14 protein-coding genes and 1 pseudogene are annotated in these 22,643 nt (G+C 56.7%); 7 read left to right on the top strand and 8 right to left on the bottom strand.

What is annotated here, in order from left to right; all coding sequences use genetic code 11:
• Positions 1-2: 2 nt before the first annotated feature.
• From IFT99_RS21700 to IFT99_RS21680, 5 genes and pseudogenes are all read right to left on the bottom strand, one after another.
• On the bottom strand, positions 3-7,994 hold the full coding sequence (locus IFT99_RS21700; protein WP_192135041.1) for a Tc toxin subunit A-related protein: 7,992 nt from the start codon (positions 7,992-7,994) through the stop codon (positions 3-5).
• Positions 7,995-8,521: 527 nt separating this feature from the next.
• A complete protein-coding gene (locus IFT99_RS26605) occupies positions 8,522-9,367 on the bottom strand; it encodes a Tc toxin subunit A-related protein (RefSeq protein ID WP_342214638.1) in 846 nt (281 codons plus the stop codon).
• 25 nt (positions 9,368-9,392) lie between these two features.
• Positions 9,393-9,494: pseudogene (locus IFT99_RS26970) on the bottom strand (hypothetical protein); the annotation flags it as partial.
• Positions 9,495-9,891: 397 nt separating this feature from the next.
• Positions 9,892-11,082, bottom strand: coding sequence for a methionine adenosyltransferase (metK, locus tag IFT99_RS21685; RefSeq protein WP_065991235.1), 1,191 nt, complete (start codon positions 11,080-11,082; stop codon positions 9,892-9,894).
• 17 nt (positions 11,083-11,099) lie between these two features.
• Positions 11,100-12,098: an ArsR/SmtB family transcription factor gene (locus IFT99_RS21680; RefSeq protein ID WP_192135035.1), complete on the bottom strand. Its 999-nt coding sequence runs from the start codon at positions 12,096-12,098 to the stop codon at positions 11,100-11,102.
• Between the two features lie 258 nt (positions 12,099-12,356).
• On the opposite strand from IFT99_RS21680, the gene tkt reads away from it, so the two are divergent.
• The 6 genes from tkt to fba all read left to right on the top strand — a co-directional run bounded on the left by tkt (position 12,357) and on the right by fba (position 18,580).
• Positions 12,357-14,354: a transketolase gene (gene tkt / locus IFT99_RS21675; protein WP_192135033.1), complete on the top strand. Its 1,998-nt coding sequence runs from the start codon at positions 12,357-12,359 to the stop codon at positions 14,352-14,354.
• 124 nt (positions 14,355-14,478) lie between these two features.
• Positions 14,479-15,525, top strand: a complete 1,047-nt coding sequence (gene epd / locus IFT99_RS21670; protein WP_065991238.1) for an erythrose-4-phosphate dehydrogenase — start codon at positions 14,479-14,481, stop codon at positions 15,523-15,525.
• 19 nt (positions 15,526-15,544) lie between these two features.
• On the top strand, positions 15,545-16,708 hold the full coding sequence (locus tag IFT99_RS21665) for a phosphoglycerate kinase (RefSeq protein ID WP_192135032.1): 1,164 nt from the start codon (positions 15,545-15,547) through the stop codon (positions 16,706-16,708).
• A gap of 24 nt (positions 16,709-16,732) precedes the next feature.
• Positions 16,733-16,960 carry a hypothetical protein gene (locus IFT99_RS21660; protein ID WP_065991240.1) on the top strand — a complete coding sequence of 76 codons (228 nt, stop codon included), beginning with the start codon at positions 16,733-16,735 and terminating at the stop codon, positions 16,958-16,960.
• A 110-nt stretch (positions 16,961-17,070) separates the two neighbouring features.
• Positions 17,071-17,394 (top strand): MliC family protein, encoded by a 324-nt coding sequence (locus tag IFT99_RS21655; protein WP_192135030.1) that lies wholly within the window; start codon positions 17,071-17,073, stop codon positions 17,392-17,394.
• Positions 17,395-17,515: 121 nt separating this feature from the next.
• Positions 17,516-18,580 (top strand): class II fructose-bisphosphate aldolase, encoded by a 1,065-nt coding sequence (fba, locus tag IFT99_RS21650; RefSeq protein ID WP_065991242.1) that lies wholly within the window; start codon positions 17,516-17,518, stop codon positions 18,578-18,580.
• Positions 18,581-18,655: 75 nt separating this feature from the next.
• Here fba and IFT99_RS21645 read toward each other — a convergent pair whose 3' ends face one another.
• The 3 genes from IFT99_RS21645 to IFT99_RS21635 all read right to left on the bottom strand — a co-directional run bounded on the left by IFT99_RS21645 (position 18,656) and on the right by IFT99_RS21635 (position 21,361).
• Positions 18,656-19,144: a thioesterase family protein gene (locus IFT99_RS21645; RefSeq protein WP_192135028.1), complete on the bottom strand. Its 489-nt coding sequence runs from the start codon at positions 19,142-19,144 to the stop codon at positions 18,656-18,658.
• A gap of 225 nt (positions 19,145-19,369) precedes the next feature.
• Positions 19,370-20,335: an L-carnitine dehydrogenase gene (locus IFT99_RS21640; RefSeq protein ID WP_192135026.1), complete on the bottom strand. Its 966-nt coding sequence runs from the start codon at positions 20,333-20,335 to the stop codon at positions 19,370-19,372.
• Positions 20,336-20,473: 138 nt separating this feature from the next.
• The gene (locus tag IFT99_RS21635) at positions 20,474-21,361 is read right to left on the bottom strand and encodes a 3-keto-5-aminohexanoate cleavage protein (RefSeq protein ID WP_065991245.1); all 888 of its coding nucleotides are present in this window, start codon (positions 21,359-21,361) and stop codon (positions 20,474-20,476) included.
• A gap of 249 nt (positions 21,362-21,610) precedes the next feature.
• On the opposite strand from IFT99_RS21635, the gene IFT99_RS21630 reads away from it, so the two are divergent.
• Positions 21,611-22,567, top strand: coding sequence for a GlxA family transcriptional regulator (locus IFT99_RS21630; RefSeq protein WP_192135024.1), 957 nt, complete (start codon positions 21,611-21,613; stop codon positions 22,565-22,567).
• The last annotated feature ends 76 nt before the right edge of the window (positions 22,568-22,643 follow it).

The raw sequence follows: 22,643 nt of genomic DNA, 5'->3' as shown, positions 1-22,643 counted from the left end.
GGTTACGGCTTGTCTCGCAGCGCTTTCACCTTGTCAGTGAAGTCTTTACCGCCGTCTACTGCGGTGTAGACCATATGAAGCTGGATGCTCTTAACCAGCGCTTTATCCCCGTTGACCAATGACTTGACGAATTGCTCGTCAGGAAAGCTCAGCTGCCAGCGCGATATCGCACCGGTGCCCTCGAATGGCAAATACCGGCCATCGTGGAACATCAGTTCATATACCCAATCCCCTGGCCCAAAACCCAATCCGTCATCTGCAGTGCCTGACGATAGGGCGATTTGCTGTTGCGCTCGTAAATTACGTTTAACGCTGGCAGGTGGTTTGGTGGCTAGACCGTAAAGATGCTCAGCCCCATCTTTGACAGGCTCGATCAGCGTCGTGCTGTCGGTTTGGGTCAGAATCGTGCTGACCTCTTTCATGGTATCGCCGGCTTCGGCAGCCATTACGAACGAAACCGATACGTGCTTGAGCTGCCGCAGGTAATGGCCAGGATAGCTCCGGTCGAAGTCGGCGGATTTAATGTCGCATGTCAGAGGGGTGCTCTTCAGCCCCTTAAGGATCTTGAGACCTGTATCAGTCTGCGCCTCCCATATATTGATCGTTTTTCTGATCGTCAAGCGACGCTCATTGCTTTGCAGGTACGCATTTTCCATTTCCTGCAAATCGACCAGCAACGACTCGCCCGCCAGCATGCCTTTGTAGGAGTCGATCCATGCGCTGGTCTTAACAAACGCAGGTCGTTTGTAATCGCCGATCTCGTAACGCCAGGCGGCTTCGGCGCTCAGGCACAACGACAAGACGGCGTCATAGGCTGGTGCATAGAGCAGTTCCTGACGGGCGACGAGCCAGTTGTAGATGGGGATGATGGTGAAGCCGGTCGTCATGGCCATGTGGGCTTCTTCGAGGTTTTTGCGATAGGTACGGGCCTCATCCATAGATAAGGTGGCTACGTTTAGTTCGATATTGGTTTCTTTCAGCTGCAGGTCGATGGACTGAATATCCAACGCTGCGAGGCCCTGTTCGAATGTCCATCCGTTCGCCCGGCGTTCGTAGCCCGCTTCAACAAGGAGTTTGTCTGCAAGATACTTGGAGGCTTTAGCACCGATTTCGGCCAACTCAGAGAACGTGTCAATGGTTTTTGAAGGTTCATTTCCGCCGACTGCCAAGCCATAAATGTTCGGCACCACTGCCTTGATTGCACTGGCAAGAAGCTTTGGCGGCATTGAAGTGTTTTCCAGTATTGCCGCCGTCCACTGCAGGCCTGTTGCCGCCTCCTCCCTTGCAGACCGCCCAACTTCAATCAGATTTGTGAAGTGATCCTTCTTGAAAGTCGCTATCTCCTTGCTTATCAACAATGTTTCCATTTTAGCCTTGACCGAGTTGATTGCCTCCTGCTTAAGTCTTAATGTGAAATCGGAGATTCTGATCTCCTGCTGTTTTAGCAGCACGGAAAGGGTAGTGTTGAACTCATCCTCCATCAGCTTCATGTAATGCCGACCCATGTCCTGAAGTTGCTGTACCGCAGCTCGGGCCATGGGGATCAACTGTCTGAACCGGTAGGCCGGTATTTGCATGCGGTCGCTGTTGTAGCTGCTGATGAGATGACCGATGCCTCGTTGGGCGAACCCGAAAGGGTCTGTGCCTTCTGTGCGCCAGTCCATGACCGGCAGCAGTTTTCCGTCCAGCGTCAGGCCGTGGCGTAGATTGAACAGGCGATGTTCGATTATTTTCCGCGTTTCTATAACGCGTTCATTGATCGGCATACGGAATGCCGAGCCTTCCAGTTGGCTCAGTGCGGTAGGCACCCAACGCGACACCGCCGTGCGCTCTGGTAAGGGCCCGATCAGCTTCAGCGCTTTTTGATAGCTTAGCCAAGCGTGATTGAGCGTGCTCGGGGTAAGTTGACGGTAAAAATGGTCGCCCTGGCGCTGCCAGTTTTCCACCATCGAAAGGAACACCGCTTGCCGGTTGTATCGCGACAGAATGAAAGCTCTGGTCGTGGGGTTCACCACCTTTTGCAACTCTGAGGTACCTGTCCCCGCATCCGCGAGGGGACGGGTGTTCCAGAAGGGCGGACGCTGTTTTTCGTCTTTCTGTGTTCTGTAGGGGTCGAACAAATACTGGGTGTACCAACGCTCAGCCTCATCGAATTGTTGTTGTTCGCTCAGGCGAGTGGCTACGAGATTCGGCAAATGCAGGAACAATTCGCGGAAATACGCGCCATTGGCGCCATGGAAGTCGACCCGAGGCGTGGGGATGCTGTCATCAATAGTCGGTTCCTCAATGCATTGCGCCTCCCATTCAAGTGCGCGTTCAACACTGCGCGTTGCGCGGGACACCAGCTGTTTGCCAAATAACGTATTTAGCCGAATGGCGTTTGAGGGGAGGACGGGGCTGCGCTCGGCGACTGAGCTCAAGTCCAGGTACTGCGCTTGTTGGTCATCCCTTTTTATCGCGATCTTCCACTCCTCCTCCAAATCCGCCGTCTGGAAGTCGAAAGTGGAGAAGACGTTCTGCATGGGATCGCCTGCTTCACAAAGAGCAAACATATAAGGGCCCGAAGTTGCACAAATGTACTCCTGGCTGATAACCGCTTGGCCGTTGGCCACAACGCTTTCCTCGGTCAATCTACTGAAGGAGTTCTCGTTAGGTCCCTTGGCATACAGTCGGAGGTCTATCTTTTCATAGGCTGCCGGGTTGACGATTATTTGCATTGGCAACGACTTTATAAGTTTCGGAGGGAGCGTGAAAAGCTCTATCCTGAAACTTTCTTCAAACAAATAGTCGGCTTTTTTTAGCTTAACGCTGTAAGTCCTGCTTTGACGGTTGATGGTGGTTGTCTCGTCAGGATCAAACTGTTCAGAGATATATTGTTGGTGGGCGGTTACCGAGTAACCCACGCGAATAAATTTTTTATCGGTGGTTTCCAGTTTGATCAGGAGGGTGCATGGCTCTCCTGGGGTATAAGAGATGTTGTTCTGCTGGCAGGTGACTCTATAATGGCAAAGGGCTGAAGAAAATTCAGCATTGATACCAATATAACTAACCGTTGGGGCGACAGATTTTTTTATGATTGATTTAGGGTAGTGAGCAGTGATCTGTATCACGTTTTCACGTTTGCGTGCTGCGTCTAGCGTCATGGGCAAGTTCAAGTTTGCAAAGAATTGATTCTTTTCGGAAGAGGATTGTTTATTATGAGTGCCGGGTGCTACTAGGGGGATTTTTTCAAGGGTACTAACGTCTTCGACTGTCACACCGCCCGTCATTCCTTTAACGGTGATCTCAACAATTTTAAATCTTGTGCTGTCGACAGCCCAGAAAGGAATTTGCAGTAAGAAAGGATATGCTTTGGCGAATTTTTCGTGAAATCCTGTGGGTTTATCTATAAGTTCACTGCCTGCGCCACTGTCCAGGTAATTGTAGATCTCATCTACTACCCACGGATTAAAATTTGGGGTTGATAGCGAGTGTTCATTATATTTTTCTAGCGCAAAAAGTATCATGCCCCATTCTTGCTCGCGACGATTCATCCCGTTTTTATTCATCGAGTCCGGGTGTTGGATCTTTCTGATATCACCGAAAGCTTTATAAGCTGATTTGCTGAAAGATTCCGCGATTTTCCCGCTCGAGGACTCTTTCTTATCAATGAGCAGCAAGTCCCTAGACTCGATGAAATAATCTTTGTGAAAAGTTCCGCAGCTCGCGGCCTCTGCCGTTTCGTTTTGGGCGGTATAGGCGCAGTCATAGAGCATCACTCTCAACCAAGGATCCTTGGCGCGTTCTCCTTCCGAGTCCACCAGTGCGACCAGGCCGGGCACATAGGTATCGTCTTTCAGATAAGCATTATCTGCATCCGGCAAACGTTCCCCGTCTTTTGTACCATCCAGGCAGAGAAGCTCATTAGGCGGTGACCAAAAACCATCGCTTTGTTTGTAAATGTACTGAACGGTCAGCTTCTTGAACTTGGTAGGCGTCTGGTTTTTCTCATCGGCGCTGGGAAGGCCTACCGTCCCGCGCTCAACCCAAAATACATAAGGCCGCCCCTCGATCATCACCGGGCGGATCGTGTCACAAGTGTGTTTGATGGTCTTCTTGTCCCTTGTTATCTCTCTGTAGCTGCTTTGTGTGATTTGGCCACCAGGTGCGACGCTAATCTTTTCCCACTCCGTCCAAGCCAGCGGGCTCAAGCGTTCTTTGTCATCACGCAGGCCCATGTCTACCGAGCGCCAGTAGTACTCAGGGGGCGACGTGTTGGTTTTGCCAATAAAATGATAAGTGTCGCTTTTAGGATCTACGCCGTCCAAATACCCGCTAACAACCTGCAGGTTGCTGGTCTGTTCAAACTTAGTCAGGTAGCTGGTAATGGCAGTTTGCAGTAGTGCGGGATCAAGCTTGCCTTGGTTGAGCTCGACTTCCAGGGATTGGAATGCGGCGGTTTTATTTGGCCGGTTTGCATAATAAATTAAATTTTCCGGGTGGTTGATCTGAGTTTTCCAGATTTTCCATAGTCCATATTCACTCATGTACTCTCGCCACACCGTCGAGGCGGCTTCCGGAATTGCGGCATTCAAATAGCCAGGTTCCAGACGGGCAAACAGCCTGTGCAAATAATGCTGCAGACTGGCAATATGCTTAATGGCAACGCAGGTAGTGGCAGCTGAGCTGACCAGGATATCTGTCAGAAAGTAGTTGGACAGGTCATCGAACGAATTAATCTGCGTTTTGGTAGCGTCAGTGGAGGGCGCCCAATGTCCTAGCAGGTAACCCGCCAATGCATCACGCCACTTTTCCTGCAAGAGTGACTGGACCGACGCTGACTCCATCTCGCTACATGCACCCAGTAACAGCCGCGCGGTATTTCGATACGCATCAAATGTCGCATTCCTGTCAAGCCTGTACATGTCCAGAACTGAACGGAACCGCAATTTCGTCAAAGTGCAAAGGCGCTGTGATCTCAGCACGTAATCAATGTCGCTTAAGGTGCTTTTCAGACCTGATGCTACTTGAGGCTCAAGCTTTCCTAACTCAGGCTCCAAACTTTCCGGGTCATATTTCGTCAAGGTCAGCGGAGATTTATTTCTTTGATATAGCTCCATTTCTTTCCACAGGGTAGGCTTCGTTTCTGGCAAATATTGGCTCGCAAACACTCGCAGAGGCGCCGGGTTATCGCTCATGAATGTTTTGAATTTGTCGTACATTCCGCGTTCAATGTCAGCCTCTGTGCCTCCGCTCGATGTTCTGTTTTCCAACATGTACAAATTAAGCAATTCGGCCATTGCGCCTCTGGGCCTTTGCTCCCAGCGATCGTAGAGCGCTTTCTCAGCAGGTTTGAGCAATTTTAGGAAGTCATCAAATGTGGCCACGGCCTTGACGGGCTGTGCTGACAATAGACTTGCTTCCAACGGATGTTCTTTCACTTTTTGCAACGAAGACATCAGCGACAAGGCTTCGCTCTCGGACCAGCCCGTCAATTTTCCTAAACGCTGGGACGAAGCGACGACTGCCTCGGTATCGTCGGCGGCTGGAATGTTGCCGAAGAAGGCCAGCGCGTCTTTCTCTTCAAAACCATTTTCTTCACATTTGGACACCCAGTCGTGGTAATGCCCGATCTGGTAGCACAGATCGAGATTCAACACAGGCAGCACTGTTGACGGCGCCGTGTTATCCAGCGTGGTTTGTTCAAGCGAAAACCATTCGGGCTTATTCAGCAGCGCGCTCAAGCCTGCTGCGCTCAACTTGAAATGCTTGATCACCTGCGCATGGCGAGCGAGATTGCTCCATAGCGCGACATCAAGGCCATTTGCGGTCGCACCGGATTGCTCTGGTGGACCGGATTCTGCTTCGAGGATTCCAGCGAGGACCTCAAGGCGCGAGACGCTCACCCACTGCAGTAATGGCAGAGCATGTTCAGGCTTCAGGGCCAGGACATCGTTCGATTTACCAAACGCTGCGCCAATGATGTGCTTTACCGCATCTTCTTGGGCGATCACTGCGTTTTGTATGAGCGACCCAAGACCATCAGCTATCTCCACCAAATTGGCTTTGGCTATGAGCAGGCCGGAAGTGCTAGCAACTTTGCCTACCATCGCCTCGGTCAATTGACTGGCGAGGGGACCGGAGGTCTCCAGGGCAAACGATTTAATAAGGCCGCTGCTGTCAATGTAAGCGGACAGCGTGTCCAGCCATGAACCCGATATGAGCATTACACCCGCCCCAGCGGTCTGAGCGAGGCCCGACTCGGTGACCAGTGACGATTTGATTCGCGGGACAGCGTCAAGAACGGTGCGTTGGATGCGCGCATCCAAAGCGAAATACGATTTAAGGCTGGCGGGTATGTTAGCGGGGTAGGGCGTGAGCCAACTCAAAAGCGCGGTCGGCGTGATCCTGTGCTCGCGCAGCCAGTGGTCCAGATTCGCAAGGCCAATCAATACATCGAGGACGTCGGTCGTCTTTTCATCGCTGGCAATCACCGGTTTGCCAGCCAGTTGTGCCATGACCTGAGGGTTAGCGGCGTCGAGCAGTGCGATCAGGCTGGCGCCCTCGTTCATGCCCAGGCGCATAAGTCGCGGCAATCGAGTAAGACGGTATAACGACGAAAAGACCCCAAGCGTCAGGGCATGCTGTTTCACGCCCAACGTCCGTTTGATCTGGTTCAGATATAGAATTGCCACGTTCTCTTCAAGCGCGAACGCTCTGCAGAGTTCAGCGATCACGGGGTTTGGTGCAGCATTCTCGACGCCCGTGGTCGTGGGGAGTTCAAACACCCGTGCATCGAGCACCAGCGGCGTATCGATTTCTGCCAGCGTGCCTGCCACTGGGCCATCAAGAACTCTATTGAGAAACGGCTTGGTTTCACCTACGGCATAAGGCGTCACCTCATCTATCAGCGCCGCGAATTGCTCGGCAGAAATCTGATATTCATTTCGCAGGTGTTTGAATACGCCCAATGCCCTGAGGGTGTTTTCCGTAATGGTGAAGTCTTTGGTCTGACCTTCCGCGCGCAGCGCGGCCATGACCAGAAGATCTACTTCCGAGTAGGGCAACTGCAGGGCGTGTTGCAGGTGAATGATTTTGTGGATGCGGCCGAGGTGGTCCGCATTGGCGCCTTTGATTCGCAGTGAGATACCTGCTCCGCTTAACGTGTCTTGCAGCGTAAGGGCGGGGGCAGTGGCGTTATTGATAAAAGCTGCGCCGAAAATGTGTCCCGCGATCGGCGCCGTGTTCTTACCGGCTGGCAAGTAGGCGCTTGACTGTTTAACAGCGGTAAATGCCTCCTGGCCCTCGTCTGCTACGCCGGACACAGCGAGCAAATCAACAATATCTTCCGGCTTCAACCCTGTTTGCCGCGCAAGAAATTCGACATCACTCAATCGTTCCAGCGCGTGCTCCGCAGTGCCTGTCACGCCGTAGCGCTTTAGCAAAAAGTCGGCAACTGTGCTGTCGCTTTTTTCCAGCAATAACGCTTGCAGTGCGGGACTGAATCCGGTGGCTTTGCGCATGATATTACGCAGTTGATCGGTTCGTAGGTTTCCGTAAACGAAGTTGGGGTAGGCATAATCAGTCTGCTGTAGCAGATTAAACAGGGAGGACTGTCTAACGCTAAGTACGGCGTTGATTTGTTCAAGGGGATAATGAAAGGGTAACTGCACAGGGTACTGTGCGTTGGCGATTCGCTCTGACAGGACGGTTTTGTCCCCTACGTGGAGTTTTGCCTCACGTGTCATCGCCTCTATGACCAGGGTTAGCGCGGGTATGTGGGCTTCAAGACTGCCTTCATCAAGTACCCGTTCGCCTATATCCGGGCGCCGTGTGGCGAGCCTGATCTGAGTAGCGGCGTCGCCAAGCTTTTCAAGCTCTAGTGCTTGGTGGTAAAGCGCGTGAAGATAGGCGAGCGGGCTGTTATTGGCCTCCAGTGCATCAGAAGAGCATGTATCGGAGACTTGTTCGGGAAAGAGCTCTCTGAACACGGCTGAAGTGATTGTGTCGTCCATGATCGTATTCCTATACACGCGGGATTAGATTGCGGGATCGCAACTAATACTCAGGGTAGACGCGGGGGCCGCGATCTGTAGAAATGCCAGACGAAGTGCTATTTGCTAAAGGCTATATGAAACAGTGGATTAGCTACGGCTATCGCCTGTCGCTATAACAGTAATCGCGAATGTGTCTAACTATAAAGCTTTCTTGACTCCCAGGTTGCTGGAGTGCAGGGCAGCGTCACTCCGCTATATATTTATAAGTTTTCAGTGTACAGAAATCCCCAACGAGTTTCGTTTGAGGGATTTCATAGGTCTTCCAGCTAACAGCTGCTTTAAGGTGCTGCTGCCAACTATCAGGTTGGCATAATGGCTTTCACTTTTTCAGTGAATTCATTGCCTCCTTCTACCGCTGTCTAAACAAGGTGAATCTGGATTTTTACGAGAGCGGTTTTCTTGTCGGCGCTGATGAGTGGCCTCGCAAATTCAGCGTCCGGAAAACTCAGTTCCCAGCGGGAAATGGCAGCCGAACCTTCAAATGGTTAGTAACGGCCGTCACGGAACAACAGCTCATACATCCAGCCATCCTTGCCTAGTCCCAATCCATCATCAGCGACTTGAGACGACGATGCAATTTGCTGGTTAGCGCGCAAACTGCGCTTGATTTCCGGCGGCGCTTTTGTCGCGTTGTAGAGATAACCCAACCCCTCTTCAGTGGGTTCGACCAGCGTTGTGCTATCTACTTGAGTCAGAATGGCAATGATGTTTTCCAAGGCCATGCCACTACTCGACGTCATGACGAAAGAGATAGAAACGTGCTTGAGTTGACACAGATAATGACCTGGGTAGTTTTTGTCTAAATCGACAGCCTTGAGCTCCAGGGTAATAGGCGTGGTGGCCAAGCCGCTTATCGTGGCCAGCCATGCAGCATCCGTTTGCTTGCCTTTCATATCGATGGTCTTTTTGATCGTCAGGCGGCGCTCTCGGCTATGCAGATAGGCATTCTCCATTTCCACTGGAGCTCGACCACTGTTGTAGGTGCTCATCACATGATCGACGTTGCGCTGGGTGATGCTGAGACCATCTGTGCCTTCGGTTTGCCAGCCGATGGCGGGTAATATCCTGCCGTCAATGGTCAGCCCGTGGCGAAGATTGAACAGTCTTTGCTCCACCGTTTTTCGCGCATTAATAATCCGCTCGTTACTGCGCGTCCGAAATGACCAGCTTTGTATATTCTTGAGCGGGTCAGCAACCCATCGCGATACTGAAACCCGCTCTGGCAGCGAACCGATTAGCTTGAGTGCTTTTTGATAACTCAGCCATGCGTGATTGAGACTGCTGGGCGTAAGCCGCCGATAAAAGGCTGCCTTGATCAAGCACTCGTTCACCGATATCCGGCCTCCTCTCGGCGAGAGTAATCCTGCTTTGGGGATCGCCCTTCGCTTCAACACCTAACGCCATCTGATACAGCGCGTGCAGGTAGGCAATGGGACAGTTATTGGCACTCAAGTGCATCGGAGGAGCATCTGTCAGCGACTTGGTCGGGAAATAGCTTTCCGTAAACCACTGAAGTAGTGGTGTCGTCCATGATCGAGTTCCTTTTACGCTGGATGAATTGCGAGATTCGCAGTTATTAATCCAGCGTAGAGACAAGTGCAGGGATCGACCGAAATTGCTGATGAGATGTACTTGAATGAAATGACAAGTGAATCAAAGGGTTGAAGCTCGTTATCGCCGGTCGCGATAACACTCATTGCCAATTGGTTTAGGCCGATACCGGTAAATCCTGTGGCCAGTTATCCGTTTGACGCTAATTAACCGGGCAATAAGCAAAAAAAAGCCCCTGACGACTTCCATCGCCAGGGGCTTTTCTCTTACCGGGTGCCGCTAGGCGCAATGCACCCAGCAGGTATTACAAACCGGCAGCGGCGCGCAATGCGTCGGCGCGGTCGGTTTTTTCCCAGGTGAACGTGGTGAAGGTGTCGTCGCCCACGGTCTTGGTTTGCGGCGTGCGGCCGAAGTGGCCGTAGGCTGCGGTTTCCTGGTACATCGGGTGCAGCAGGTCGAGCATGGTGGTGATCGCGTATGGACGCAGGTCGAAGTGCTCGCGGACCAACTGGACGATCTTGTCGTCGCTGATCTTGCCGGTGCCGAAGGTGTTCAGCGAGATCGACGTCGGCTGTGCAACGCCGATGGCGTAGGAAACCTGAATTTCGCAGCGCTCGGCCAGGCCGGCGGCGACGATGTTCTTGGCAACGTACCGGCCAGCGTACGCAGCCGAACGGTCGACCTTGGATGGATCTTTACCGGAGAACGCGCCGCCGCCGTGACGGGCCATGCCGCCGTAGCTGTCGACGATGATCTTGCGACCGGTCAGACCGCAGTCGCCCACGGGGCCGCCGATGATGAATTGGCCAGTCGGGTTGATGTGGAACTGGGTGTCTTTGTGCAGCAGTTCGGCCGGCAGCACGTGCTTGACGATCAGCTCCATCACGCCTTCGCGCAGATCTTTGTAGGACACTTCCGGGTTGTGCTGGGTCGACAGAACAACGGCGTCGATGCCCACCACGATGCCGTTTTCATAGCGGCACGTGACTTGGGATTTCGCGTCCGGGCGCAACCATGGCAGCAGGCCGGACTTACGGGCTTCGGCCTGGCGGTGCACCAGCTGGTGCGAGAACGCGATCGGCGCAGGCATCAGCTCGGCGGTCTCGTTGCTGGCGTAGCCGAACATCAGGCCCTGGTCGCCAGCGCCCTGATCTTCAGGTTTCGCGCGGTCGACACCTTGGTTGATGTCAGGGGACTGCTTGCCGATGATGTTCATCACGCTGCAGGTCGCACCGTCAAAACCGACGTTGGAGCTGGTGTAGCCGATCTCGCAGATCACGTCACGAACGATCTGCTCCAGGTCGACCCACGCGGTGGTGGTGACTTCGCCGGCAACAATGGCCACACCGGTCTTGACCAGGGTTTCCACGGCAACGCGAGCCTGCTTGTCCTGGGCAATGATGGCGTCCAGCACCGCATCGGAGATCTGGTCGGCGATTTTGTCCGGATGTCCTTCAGACACGGACTCGGAGGTGAAAAGGGAGTATTCGCTCATCTCGACGGTTTTCCTGATTAGTACCGATGGTGAGTGTTGCCAGCCGGTCGCTGAAAATGGCGGACCTGGATCTGGAAACCATTACGTAAGCCTATGTACAGGCTTTCCCCGGGGACCAGCCCCGCAGCGATGGCCCAACGGGCCAGATCTTCCTGTTCGAAGCCTAACCAGAGATCGCCACAGGCCTCCTTGGCCCAGCTCTGGTCATGACTGCACAACTCTGTCACCAGCAAGCTACCGCTCGGTTGCAACAGGTTGGCCAAATGTTTGAGCGCTTCGGCGGGCGCGGCGAAATGGTGCAACACCATATTCAACACCACGCAGTTGCCGGAGATATTAGCGTTGGTCAGTGCATCGGCCAGTTTCAGCTCGACGTTAACCAGCGCCTTTTGCGTGCAGATCTTGCGCGCCAGATCGAGCATTTCCGGGCTGTTGTCCAGCCCCGTAACGTGCCGAAAACGCCGCGCCAGATCCGGCAGAAAACCGCCATCCCCGGGCCCTACTTCTATCGCCGTGGCGTCGGCGGGAAAGCTCAGCTTGTCCAGCAACGACAGCAGGCTGTCGCGGTATTGCGGCAGTCCTGCGATCAGGTCCTGCTGGGCCCGAAATTTCTCGGCAGTGCGTGCGAAGAAGTCCTGACTGGCGTTGGCCCGCTGCCGATGCACCAGCCCGATCCGGGTCTGTACATCATCGGGCAGGCGCAGATTGTCGGCTTCTTCAAGCATCGCCGCGTGCAGCTTGCCGCCGGTGTGTTCGGTGTGGGGCAGGGCGCGTCGATAGAAGATCGCGTTGCCTTCACGCCGCGTCGCTACCAAGTCAGCCTGGGCCAGTACCTTGAGGTGATGGCTCATGCCGGACTGGCCAATGGCGAAAATCTGCGCCAGCTCCAGCACGCCGAAGGAATCGTTCGACAGCGCGCGCAAGACATTCAGCCGCAGCGGATCGCCGCCGGCTTTGCACAGGGCAGCCAGCTCGTCGCATTCATCATGGCTAATGGCAGGCACGCGAAGATTCATAAGGCAGGCAGTCTAGTTATCGACCGGGGCTGTCGCAAGGCCAATATCAAAAAGTTTTGATATTGGTCGATCAGTGGCGGCACCCCGGCGCCGTGATTCTGCCGCTTGCCGTCGGGCATTGGGTGCGGTGTACGAAAACACGCCAGCAGCAGAGGAAAACACCGATGGTGTGTGATATGTCATTGCCCCCGGAGGGTGCCTGAGGGAAAATGGCCGCCTTTTTCCGGTCCCACTTTTATCTGCCCCAGGAGATCAGCGATGCCAAGCCGTCGTGAGCGAGCCAATGCCATTCGTGCCCTCAGCATGGATGCCGTGCAAAAGGCCAATAGCGGCCACCCGGGTGCCCCGATGGGCATGGCGGATATCGCTGAAGTGCTTTGGCGCGATTATCTGAAGCACAACCCAGCCAATCCGATGTTTGCCGACCGCGACCGGTTCATCCTGTCCAACGGCCACGGCTCGATGCTGATCTACTCGCTGCTGCACCTGACCGGTTACGACCTGTCCATCGAAGATCTGAAAAACTTCCGTCAGCTGCACAGCCGCACACCGGGCCACCCGGAATACGGCTACACCCCGGGCGTTGAAACCACCACCGGCCCACTGGGTCAGGGTTTCGCCAACGCCGTCGGTTTCGCGGTTGCCGAGAAGACCCTCGCCGCCCAGTTCAACCGTCCAGGCCACAACATCGTCGACCACCACACCTACGTGTTCATGGGTGATGGCTGCATGATGGAAGGCATCTCCCACGAAGTGGCTTCGCTGGCCGGTACCCTGCGCCTGAACAAGCTGGTCGCGTTCTACGACGACAACGGGATTTCCATCGACGGCGAAGTCGAGGGCTGGTTCACCGACGACACCCCGAAGCGCTTCGAATCCTACGGCTGGCTGGTCATCCGCAACGTCGACGGCCATGACGCCGACGAGATCAAAACCGCCATCGACACCGCTCACAAGAGCGACAAGCCGACGCTGATCTGCTGCAAGACCACCATCGGTTTCGGTTCGCCGAACAAGCAGGGCAAGGAAGACTGCCACGGCGCTCCGCTGGGCACTGACGAAATCGCCCTGACCCGCGCCGCGCTGAAGTGGACCCACGGCCCATTCGAAATCCCGGCCGACATTTACAGCGAGTGGAACGGCAAGGAAAAAGGCCTGGCTGTCGAAGCCGAATGGGACCAGCGTTTTGCTGCCTACTCCGCTGCCTTCCCTGCCGAAGCCAACGAGCTGATCCGCCGCATGAGCGGTGAGCTGCCTGCTGACTTCGCCGAAAAATCCGCCGCGTACGTGGCTGAAGTCAACGCCAAGGGCGAAACCATCGCCAGCCGCAAGGCCAGCCAGAATGCCTTGAGCGCCTTCGGTCCGCTGCTGCCCGAATTCCTCGGCGGTTCTGCTGACCTGGCAGGTTCCAACCTGACCATCTGGAAAGGCTGCCGCAGCATCACCGGCGAAGACGCCACCGGCAACTACCTGCACTACGGTGTTCGTGAGTTCGGCATGGGCGCGATCATGAACGGGATCGCCCTGCACGGCGGTTTCGTGCCATACGGCGCGACCTTCCTGATCTTCATGGAATACGCCCGCAACGCCGTGCGCATGTCCTCGCTGATGAAGAAACGCATCATCTATGTGTTCACCCACGACTCCATCGGTCTGGGCGAAGACGGCCCGACTCACCAGCCGATCGAGCAACTGACCAGCCTGCGCACCACGCCGAACCTGGATTGCTGGCGCCCGGCTGATGCCGTTGAATCCGCCATCGCCTGGAAACACGCGATTGAACGTGATGACGGCCCATCGGCGCTGATCTTCTCCCGTCAGAACCTGCAACATCAGGCGCGTGATGCCGAGCAGCTGGAAAACATCAACCGCGGTGGCTACGTACTGCGCGACTGCAGCGGCGAACCGGATCTGATCCTGATCGCCACCGGTTCCGAAGTCGGCCTGGCTGTTCAGGCATACGACAAGCTGACCGCAGACGGCAAGAACGTCCGTGTGGTTTCCATGCCATGCACCAGCGTTTTCGAGACCCAGAGCGCCGAGTACAAGCAGTCGGTCCTGCCGCTGGAAGTCAGCGCGCGCATCGCCATCGAAGCTGCTCACGCTGACTACTGGTACAAATACGTGGGCCTGGAAGGTCGCGTGATCGGCATGACCACGTTCGGCGAGTCGGCGCCTGCCAACCTGTTGTTCGAAGAGTTCGGCTTCACGCTGGAGAACGTCCTTTCCACGGCTGAAGAGTTGCTGGAAGACTAAGCACCACCGCGTTGCCCTTGCAGGCGCGTGCCTTGTCTTGAGATCTGCTGCCTGAGCCTGGCAGATCGAGGGGTGAGCCACGCGCTTGCAGGTTCTCTGTACCACTCAAGATTTTGAGAACCCCATGCCTCAGCCACGCCCTTATAAAGTCGCCCTCAATGGTTACGGTCGCATCGGCCGCTGCGTGCTGCGCGCGCTGTGCGAGCGAGGTGCGAAGGCGGGCTTTGAAGTGGTGGCAATCAACGACCTGGCCGACATGGCCAGTCTCGAATACCTCACGCGCTTTGACTCCACACATGGCCGGTTCCCCGGCGAAGTGCGGGTCGAAGGCGATTTTCTGCACATCAACGATCACGTCATCAAAGTGTTTCGCAGCGCGACGCCGGAAGGCATCGACTGGGACTCACTCGACGTGGATCTCGTGCTCGAATGCTCCGGCGTCTACAACACGCGTGCCGATGGCGAGCGCTTTCTTTCGGCCCGCGCGCCGCGAGTACTGTTTTCCCAGCCCATGGCCAGCGAAGCCGACGTCGACGCCACCATCGTCTACGGCATCAATCAGGAAACCCTGACGGGCGATGAGCAACTGGTGTCTGCCGCGTCGTGCACCACCAATTGCAGCGTGCCATTACTCGACCTGCTGAACCGCGAGCTGGGCCTCGAATACGTGACCATCACCACGATTCACTCGGCGATGAACGATCAGCCGGTCATCGACGCCTATCATCATGAAGACTTGCGCCGTACGCGCTCGGCCTTTCAGTCGATCATCCCGGTGTCCACTGGTCTGGCGCGCGGCATCGAGCGGTTGCTTCCGGAACTTGCCGGCCGAATTCAGGCCAAAGCAGTTCGTGTGCCGACGGTGAACGTCTCGTGCCTGGACATCACGCTGCAGGTCGCTCGTGATACCGATGCTGTCGAGGTCAACCGTATCCTGCGCGAGGCCGCTACCCGCGGCCCGCTGAAGGGGCTGCTGGCGTATACCGAATTGCCCCATGCCAGTTGCGATTTCAACCACGACCCGCACTCGGCCATTATCGATGCCAGCCAAACGCGGGTCTCGGGCCCTCGGCTGGTGAACATCCTGGCCTGGTTCGACAATGAGTGGGGTTTTGCCAATCGCATGCTGGACGTCGCCGATCACTACCTGCACACCATCCATAAACAATAGTAAAAACAGGGAATGCCTCATGACCGTGTTGAAGATGACCGACCTCGATCTGCAAGGTAAGCGCGTACTGATCCGCGAAGACCTCAACGTTCCGGTCAAAGACGGCGTGGTGACCAGCGATGCCCGCATTCTCGCGTCGTTGCCCACCATCAAGCTGGCGCTGGAAAAAGGCGCAGCCGTCATGGTCTGCTCGCACCTGGGTCGTCCCACCGAGGGTGAGTTTTCCGCCGAGAACAGCCTCAAGCCGGTCGCTGACTACCTGAGCAAGGCGCTCGGGCGTGAAGTGCCACTGGTGGCGGAATACTTGGACGGTGTCGACGTCAAGGCGGGAGATATCGTGCTGTTCGAGAACGTGCGCTTCAACACGGGCGAAAAGAAGAACGCTGACGAGCTGGCGCAGAAGTACGCCGCTTTGTGTGATGTGTTCGTGATGGACGCCTTCGGCACCGCCCACCGTGCAGAAGGCTCGACCCACGGCGTGGCTAAGTTCGCCAAAGTCGCTGCCGCAGGCCCTTTGCTGGCTGCCGAGCTGGACGCATTGGGCAAGGCTCTGGGCAATCCGGCCCAGCCAATGGCCGCCATCGTTGCCGGATCCAAGGTTTCCACCAAACTGGACGTGCTCAACAGCCTGAGCCAGAAGTGCAATCAGCTGATCGTCGGGGGTGGCATCGCCAATACCTTCCTGGCAGCGGCAGGTCATCCGGTAGGCAAATCCTTGTACGAGCCGGACCTGCTTGAGACTGCCAAAGCCATCGCCGCCAAGGTCAGCGTGCCGTTGCCGGTCGACGTGGTGGTTGCCAAGCAATTCGCCGCCGATGCCGAAGCCACCGTCAAGCTGATCGCCGATGTGGCCGAGGATGACATGATCCTCGACATCGGTCCGCAGACCGCTGCGCACTTCGCCGAATTGCTGAAATCTTCCAAGACTATTCTCTGGAACGGCCCGGTCGGCGTCTTTGAGTTCGATCAGTTCGGCGAAGGCACCAAGACGCTGGCTCACGCGATCGCTGAGAGTTCTGCGTTTTCTATCGCCGGCGGGGGCGATACGTTGGCCGCCATCGACAAATACGGTGTAGGCGACAAAATCTCCTATATCTCTACAGGCGGCGGCGCGTTCCTCGAGTTCGTCGAGGGCAAGGTTCTGCCTGCCGTGGAAGTTCTGGAACAACGCGCCAAGGCCTGACCGGCCAAGGTGAAGGGGAGTGAAATGGTCAAGCCATTACCGCTGTTGATCATGGCGGGTTTGCTGGTCGGCTGCGCAAGCAAGCCTGAAGCGGAAACGGCGTCCAGCGCGGCGCCGGGATTGCTTCAGGTCAGCTGCTATCAGGCGGGCTGGCAGGCGGAAACCGTACCGATCGTTTACAAGCGTGGCGGGCCTGAAGTCTGGGAAAAATACGAATTCATGCCTGCCGTGGGACCAGTCCCCTGTCACTGATGCTCAGTTGACCACTGATTCCCAGCTGGCGGTGCGCCGGAATACAGGAACAGCATTGCCCCTGCCATGATCGACATCCGTCACGCGATGCAGGGGATTCAGGAGTAGTAATGAAAGGCTTGTCAGCCCTTGCGACACTGATGCTGCTGAGCGGTTGCGCCAGCATGAAGGCTTCGGAACCGGTAGCCCCCTGGACCCATTGGGTCTGCGACAGCAAAGCCGAGATTTTCTGGAAGTACGCCGATGCCGCGAAGAAGGAGGTGGATGTGCGCCTCAATCAGAGCGAGCAGGTATTCCGTCTGCAAGCGTCGCCCGGAGCTTCCGGCGCGCTCTACAGTAACGGCGTGCTGGCGTTTGACAACAAAGGCAGCGAAGGCCTGGTCTACTGGGACGCTACCAACGATTTGATCGGTCGTGGCTGCAAGGCGCCGTAAAGGGCCGGGCAGTTCGAACGAGGCTGTACCGGGGCGATGACTGAGCAATCGACCCCTATAATTTGAATAGCCGCCAATACGGCACGCACGATTAACGACCCCACCGGGAGAGAGACAGACAATGGCACTTATCAGCATGCGCCAGATGTTGGACCACGCAGCCGAATTCGGTTACGGCGTCCCTGCATTCAACGTGAATAACCTGGAACAAATGCGCGCCATTATGGAAGCGGCCGACAAGACCGATTCTCCGGTGATCGTTCAGGCTTCCGCCGGTGCGCGCAAATACGCTGGCGCCCCGTTCCTGCGCCACCTGATCCTGGCGGCAATCGAAGAATTCCCGCACATCCCGGTGGTCATGCACCAGGACCACGGCACCAGCCCTGCTATCTGCCAACGCTCCATCCAGCTGGGCTTCAGCTCGGTGATGATGGACGGCTCTCTGCGCGAAGACGGCAAAAGCCCTGCGGACTACGACTACAACGTACGCGTCACCCAGGAAACCGTCGCCATGGCTCACGCCTGCGGTGTGTCGGTTGAGGGTGAGCTGGGTGTTCTGGGCTCGCTGGAAACCGGCATGGCCGGTGAAGAAGACGGCGTCGGCGCAGAAGGCATGCTGGATCACAGCCAGATGCTGACCGATCCGGAAGAAGCAGCTGATTTCGTTAAACGAACTCAGGTCGACGCCTTGGCCATCGCCATTGGCACTAGCCACGGCGCGTACAAGTTCACCAAGCCGCCTACCGGCGACATCTTGGCGATCGAGCGCATTAAAGAGATCCACAAGCGCATTCCGAACACCCACTTGGTAATGCACGGTTCTTCTTCCGTTCCGCAGGAATGGCTGAAAATCATCAACCAGTACGGCGGCGACATTAAAGAAACCTACGGCGTGCCGGTCGAAGAAATCGTTGAAGGCATCAAGCACGGCGTGCGCAAGGTCAACATCGACACCGACCTGCGTCTGGCGTCCACCGGTGCCATCCGCGAGTTCATGGCGAAAAACCCGAGCGAGTTCGACCCACGCAAGTACCTGGCGAAAACCGTTTCGGCCATGCGCGACGTGTGCATCGCCCGTTACGAAGCCTTCGGCACCGCCGGCAACGCCTCCAAGATCAAGCCGATCTCCCTGGAGAAGATGTTTGAACGTTATGCCAAAGGCGAGCTGAACGCCAAAGTGAACTGATCGTTTTCTGATCAATTTGCTGAAATGAAGAAGCCCGCAGCGATGCGGGCTTTTTTGTGGCCGTGATCTGCGCTTCTACACGGTATGTTGCCGGCCAGGCAGGGCAATGATCCGCCCGACATACTTTGGCTCAGGCTGATCGTGTTGAGCTTCCGAGAGCAGGCGCAAGGCCTGCAGCGACGCCTCACTGAACGGCGCCGATTTCGGTCCGGCGGCCAGATCCACATGCAGCAGCATTTGCTCGCTCGCTGCCAGCTCGACATCCCCGTCTGCCTTGTACAGCCCGTGATAGATCTGCACCCGCTTGCCATCGTGTCCGACGATTTGCGTACGCACTTCCACCGGCTCGCCGAGCTTCACCTCGTGCAGGAAGTTGATGTGCGCCTCGAGCGTGAACAGCGAGTGGCCGCTTGCATCCCGGTCATCACTGGCGAGGCCGATGCGGTCCATGAAAGCGTCTGTGGCGAAGCTGAAAATCAGCAAATAGAAGGCGTCGCGCAGGTGGCCGTTGTAGTCGACCCAATCGGCGAGGACCGGGGTTTTGTAAGTGATGAGCGCAGGCATAGGAGTTCCAGGGCTGAAATCGTGGTGAGCTGAATGGGCCTATTCGTGAGCAAGCTCACTCCCACAGGTTTTGCGTGAACGAATGTAGGACCGGCTTTAGCCGGGAAGACGGCAAGCGCCACACCGCAACATTTCGGGTGCTCATCAGAACAGTATTTCCCGATCCCCTGTAGGAGTGACCTTGCTCGCGAAAGCGTCAGTTCAGACGATGGGGCGCATGGCGTATCAATCCTCAAACGCCATTCCATGCCTGGCCTTGGTGGTTTTCACCGCCTCAAGCACCGCCAGCAGGCAGTCATCGCGATACCGCTCCAGCGCCGCAATGCTGTGGCTACCCAGCTGATCGGAGGTGCCATCGACCACGTCGTCAATCAGCTTGTCGGTCAGCTCCGGTGCCGGAAGATAGGTCCACGGCAACTGCAACGACGGACCGAACTGCGCCATGAAGTGACGCATGCCCGCATCGCCACCGGCCAGGGTATAAGTCAGAAAGGTGCCCATGAATGACCAGCGCAAGCCGGCGCCGAAACGAATCGCGTCATCAATTTCGCCGGTGGTCGCCACCCCGTCATTCACCAAATGCAGGGCCTCACGCCACAGCGCCTCGAGCAAGCGATCCGCAATAAAACCGGGGACCTCTTTACGCACATGCAGCGGTCGCATGCCCAGTGATTCGTAGACCTGAATCGCTGCCTGCACCGCTTCCGGTGAAGTGTTATTGCCGCCGACCACTTCCACCAGCGGTAGCAGATAAACCGGGTTGAACGGATGGCCCACCACGCAGCGCTCCGGGTGCGTGGCGCTTTCGTAAAACTCCGACGGCAGCAGGCCGGAAGTGCTGGAAGCGATGATCGCGTCAGGCTTGGCCGCCGCGCTGATCTTGCTGTGCAGATCCAGCTTGAGGTCAAGGCGCTCTGGGGCGCTTTCCTGAATGAAGTCGGCGTCGCGAGCACACTCTTCGATGGTGTCGACGAAGCGTAGACGTTCCTGGGAGGCGCCCGATGCCAGGCCCTTTTGCTCAAGCGCTGGCCAGGCGTTGGCGACGCGTTTTCGCAGCGCTGCTTCGGCTCCCGGCGCCGGGTCCCAGGCCACGACGTCCAGGCCATGAGCCAGCGCGCGCGCCACCCAACCGCTGCCAATGACACCGCTGCCCAAGGCCGCGAAGGTTTTGATGGTGGTGATGAAGGTCATGTCGGTTACTCGAGAAAGTGTCGAAGCCCTTGTAGGCGTGAGCTTGCTCGCGATAGCTATTTATATGTGCCGGATGTGTGACTGACACACCGTCATCGCGAGCAAACTCACTCCTGCGCGGTAGGATTTGTGTGGGGATCAAAACCGCTTTTTCAGCCCCATCTTCACGCGGCCCTCGGCCGGGGTCAGAACCCGGGCGCCCAGGCGGCTGAGAATCTCGCTGGCGCGCTCGACCAGCGCGCCGTTGCTGGCGAGCACGCCTTTGTCGAGCCAGATGTTGTCCTCCAGACCGACCCGCACGTTGCCGCCGAGCAATACCGCCTGCGCCGCCATCGGCATTTGCATGCGCCCGATACCAAAGGCGGCCCACACCGCGTCAGCAGGCAAGTTGTCGACCATGGCTTTCATCGTGGTGGTGTCCGCCGGCGCGCCCCATGGAATGCCCATGCACAGCTGAAACAGGGGGTTGTCGAGCAAGCCTTCTTTCATCATCTGCTTGGCAAACCACAGGTGGCCGGTGTCAAAAATCTCCAGCTCGGCTTTCACCCCCAGCTCTTGAATACGCTTGGCCCCCGCCCGCAGTTGCGCGGGTGTGGACACATAAATGGTGTCGCCATCGCCGAAGTTGAGGGTGCCGCAATCCAGTGTGCAGATTTCCGGCAGCAGCGCTTCGACGTGCGCGAGCCGGGTCAGCGGCCCGACCAGATCGGTGCCGGGGCCGAAATCGGTCGGACGTTCGCCCGGGCCGATTTCCAGATCGCCGCCCATGCCTGCCGTCAGGTTGACGATGATGTCGATGTCCGCTTCACGGATGCGGTCCATGGTTTCGCGGTACAGCTCGACGTCACGGCTGAACTTGCCGGTCTCGGGATCGCGCACATGGCAGTGCACGACTGTCGCCCCGGCCTTCGCGGCCTCGACTGCGGCTGCGGCAATCTGCTTGGGCGTGATCGGAACCAGGTGGCTTTTCCCGGTCGTGTCGCCAGCACCGGTCAGTGCGCAGGTGATGATGACGTCGTGATTCATGGGTAAGGTTCCTTGCAGGCCAGACAGTGACGCGGACGTTTGGGGCCCGCTTTTGAGGTGCAAAGCTACGCAGCGGCGAGCCCGTCAAAACGCACAGCGGCGACAAGGTCTTGCACAGCAGCGACCTGTGCGGTTGCTGCCGATCGGCAAAGAGGTGTATTTGATGAGCGGGTCCGGGAAGCGCGATCGCTTTTGACCCCGCCTCGCGCAAATCGCCCATAGGCTCAAATCCCAAGGAACGCGCCAACGATGTCCCAGGATTTCTACTTTCTGCTCATGCCCGGCTTTTCGATGATGGGTTTCGTGTCGGCGCTGGAGCCGCTGCGCGTCGCCAATCGCTTTGGTGGCGAGCTGTTTCGCTGGCACATTCTGAGCGCCGACGGCGGTCCGGTGATTGCCAGCAACGGCATGTCGGTGAACGCCGATGCCGCACTGGAGCCACTGAAAAAAGGCGCAACGCTGTGGGTGATGGGCAGCGTTGATCCGCTGAAGTTTTACACCGGGACGCTGGAACACTGGCTCCGCCGCCTGGACCTGGAAGGCGTGACTCTCGGGGCCATCGACACCGGCAGTTTCGTCCTCGCCCAGGCCGGTCTGTTGGAGGGCTATCGTTTGACTCTGCACTGGGAAGCGCTGGACGCCTTCAAGGAAACCTATCCCCGGCTGCAAGCAACACAGGAATTGTTCGAGATCGATCGGCGCCGCATTACGTCGGCTGGCGGCACGGCCTCCATCGACATGATGCTCGACCTCATCGGGCAGGCCCACGGAGCTGACATGGCGATCAAGGTCTCCGAGCAGTTCGTTCTCGGGCGCATACGTCAGCGCAAAGACCACCAGCGCATGCAGATTGCCACGCGCTACGGCATCAATAACAAGAAACTGGTTCAGGTGATTGGCGTCATGGAGCAGCACACCGAGCCGCCGCTGAGCACGCTGGAACTGGCGGAAGGGATTCAGGTGACGCGGCGTCAGCTGGAGAGGCTCTTTCGTCTGCACCTGAACGACACGCCGAGCAACTTCTACCTCGGCCTGCGGCTGGAAAAAGCGAGGCAACTGCTGCGTCAGAGCGACATGAGCGTGCTGGAAGTCAGTATTGCGTGCGGGTTTGAATCGCCATCGTATTTCACCCGCAGTTACAGGGGGAGATTTGTGGTGTGCCCGAGGGAGGACCGAGGGCGTACACGTGAGGTGAAGGCTGTCTGAACCCCAATTATTGTGAATTATAGTCGTGACTATAATTGGGTATAAATGGCGCGGCGTGCTCCTTCCGCCTTCTTCC

The sequence above is a fragment of the Pseudomonas sp. CFBP 8772 genome (genome assembly GCF_014841665.1).
In the GTDB taxonomy this organism is placed as follows: Bacteria; Pseudomonadota; Gammaproteobacteria; order Pseudomonadales; family Pseudomonadaceae; genus Aquipseudomonas; species Aquipseudomonas graminis_B.
Note: the sequence above shows the minus strand (reverse complement) of the source record. Positions and strands in the feature narration are given on the sequence as shown.

Coding starts and splice junctions, on each gene's coding strand:
- IFT99_RS21700 (WP_192135041.1), bottom strand. CDS start 7,994: ATGGACGACACAATCACTTCAGCCGTGTTCAGAGAGCTCTTTCCCGAA.
- metK (WP_065991235.1), bottom strand. CDS start 11,082: ATGAGCGAATACTCCCTTTTCACCTCCGAGTCCGTGTCTGAAGGACAT.
- IFT99_RS21680 (WP_192135035.1), bottom strand. CDS start 12,098: ATGAATCTTCGCGTGCCTGCCATTAGCCATGATGAATGCGACGAGCTG.
- tkt (WP_192135033.1), top strand. CDS start 12,357: ATGCCAAGCCGTCGTGAGCGAGCCAATGCCATTCGTGCCCTCAGCATG.
- epd (WP_065991238.1), top strand. CDS start 14,479: ATGCCTCAGCCACGCCCTTATAAAGTCGCCCTCAATGGTTACGGTCGC.
- IFT99_RS21665 (WP_192135032.1), top strand. CDS start 15,545: ATGACCGTGTTGAAGATGACCGACCTCGATCTGCAAGGTAAGCGCGTA.
- IFT99_RS21660 (WP_065991240.1), top strand. CDS start 16,733: ATGGTCAAGCCATTACCGCTGTTGATCATGGCGGGTTTGCTGGTCGGC.
- IFT99_RS21655 (WP_192135030.1), top strand. CDS start 17,071: ATGAAAGGCTTGTCAGCCCTTGCGACACTGATGCTGCTGAGCGGTTGC.
- fba (WP_065991242.1), top strand. CDS start 17,516: ATGGCACTTATCAGCATGCGCCAGATGTTGGACCACGCAGCCGAATTC.
- IFT99_RS21645 (WP_192135028.1), bottom strand. CDS start 19,144: ATGCCTGCGCTCATCACTTACAAAACCCCGGTCCTCGCCGATTGGGTC.
- IFT99_RS21640 (WP_192135026.1), bottom strand. CDS start 20,335: ATGACCTTCATCACCACCATCAAAACCTTCGCGGCCTTGGGCAGCGGT.
- IFT99_RS21635 (WP_065991245.1), bottom strand. CDS start 21,361: ATGAATCACGACGTCATCATCACCTGCGCACTGACCGGTGCTGGCGAC.
- IFT99_RS21630 (WP_192135024.1), top strand. CDS start 21,611: ATGTCCCAGGATTTCTACTTTCTGCTCATGCCCGGCTTTTCGATGATG.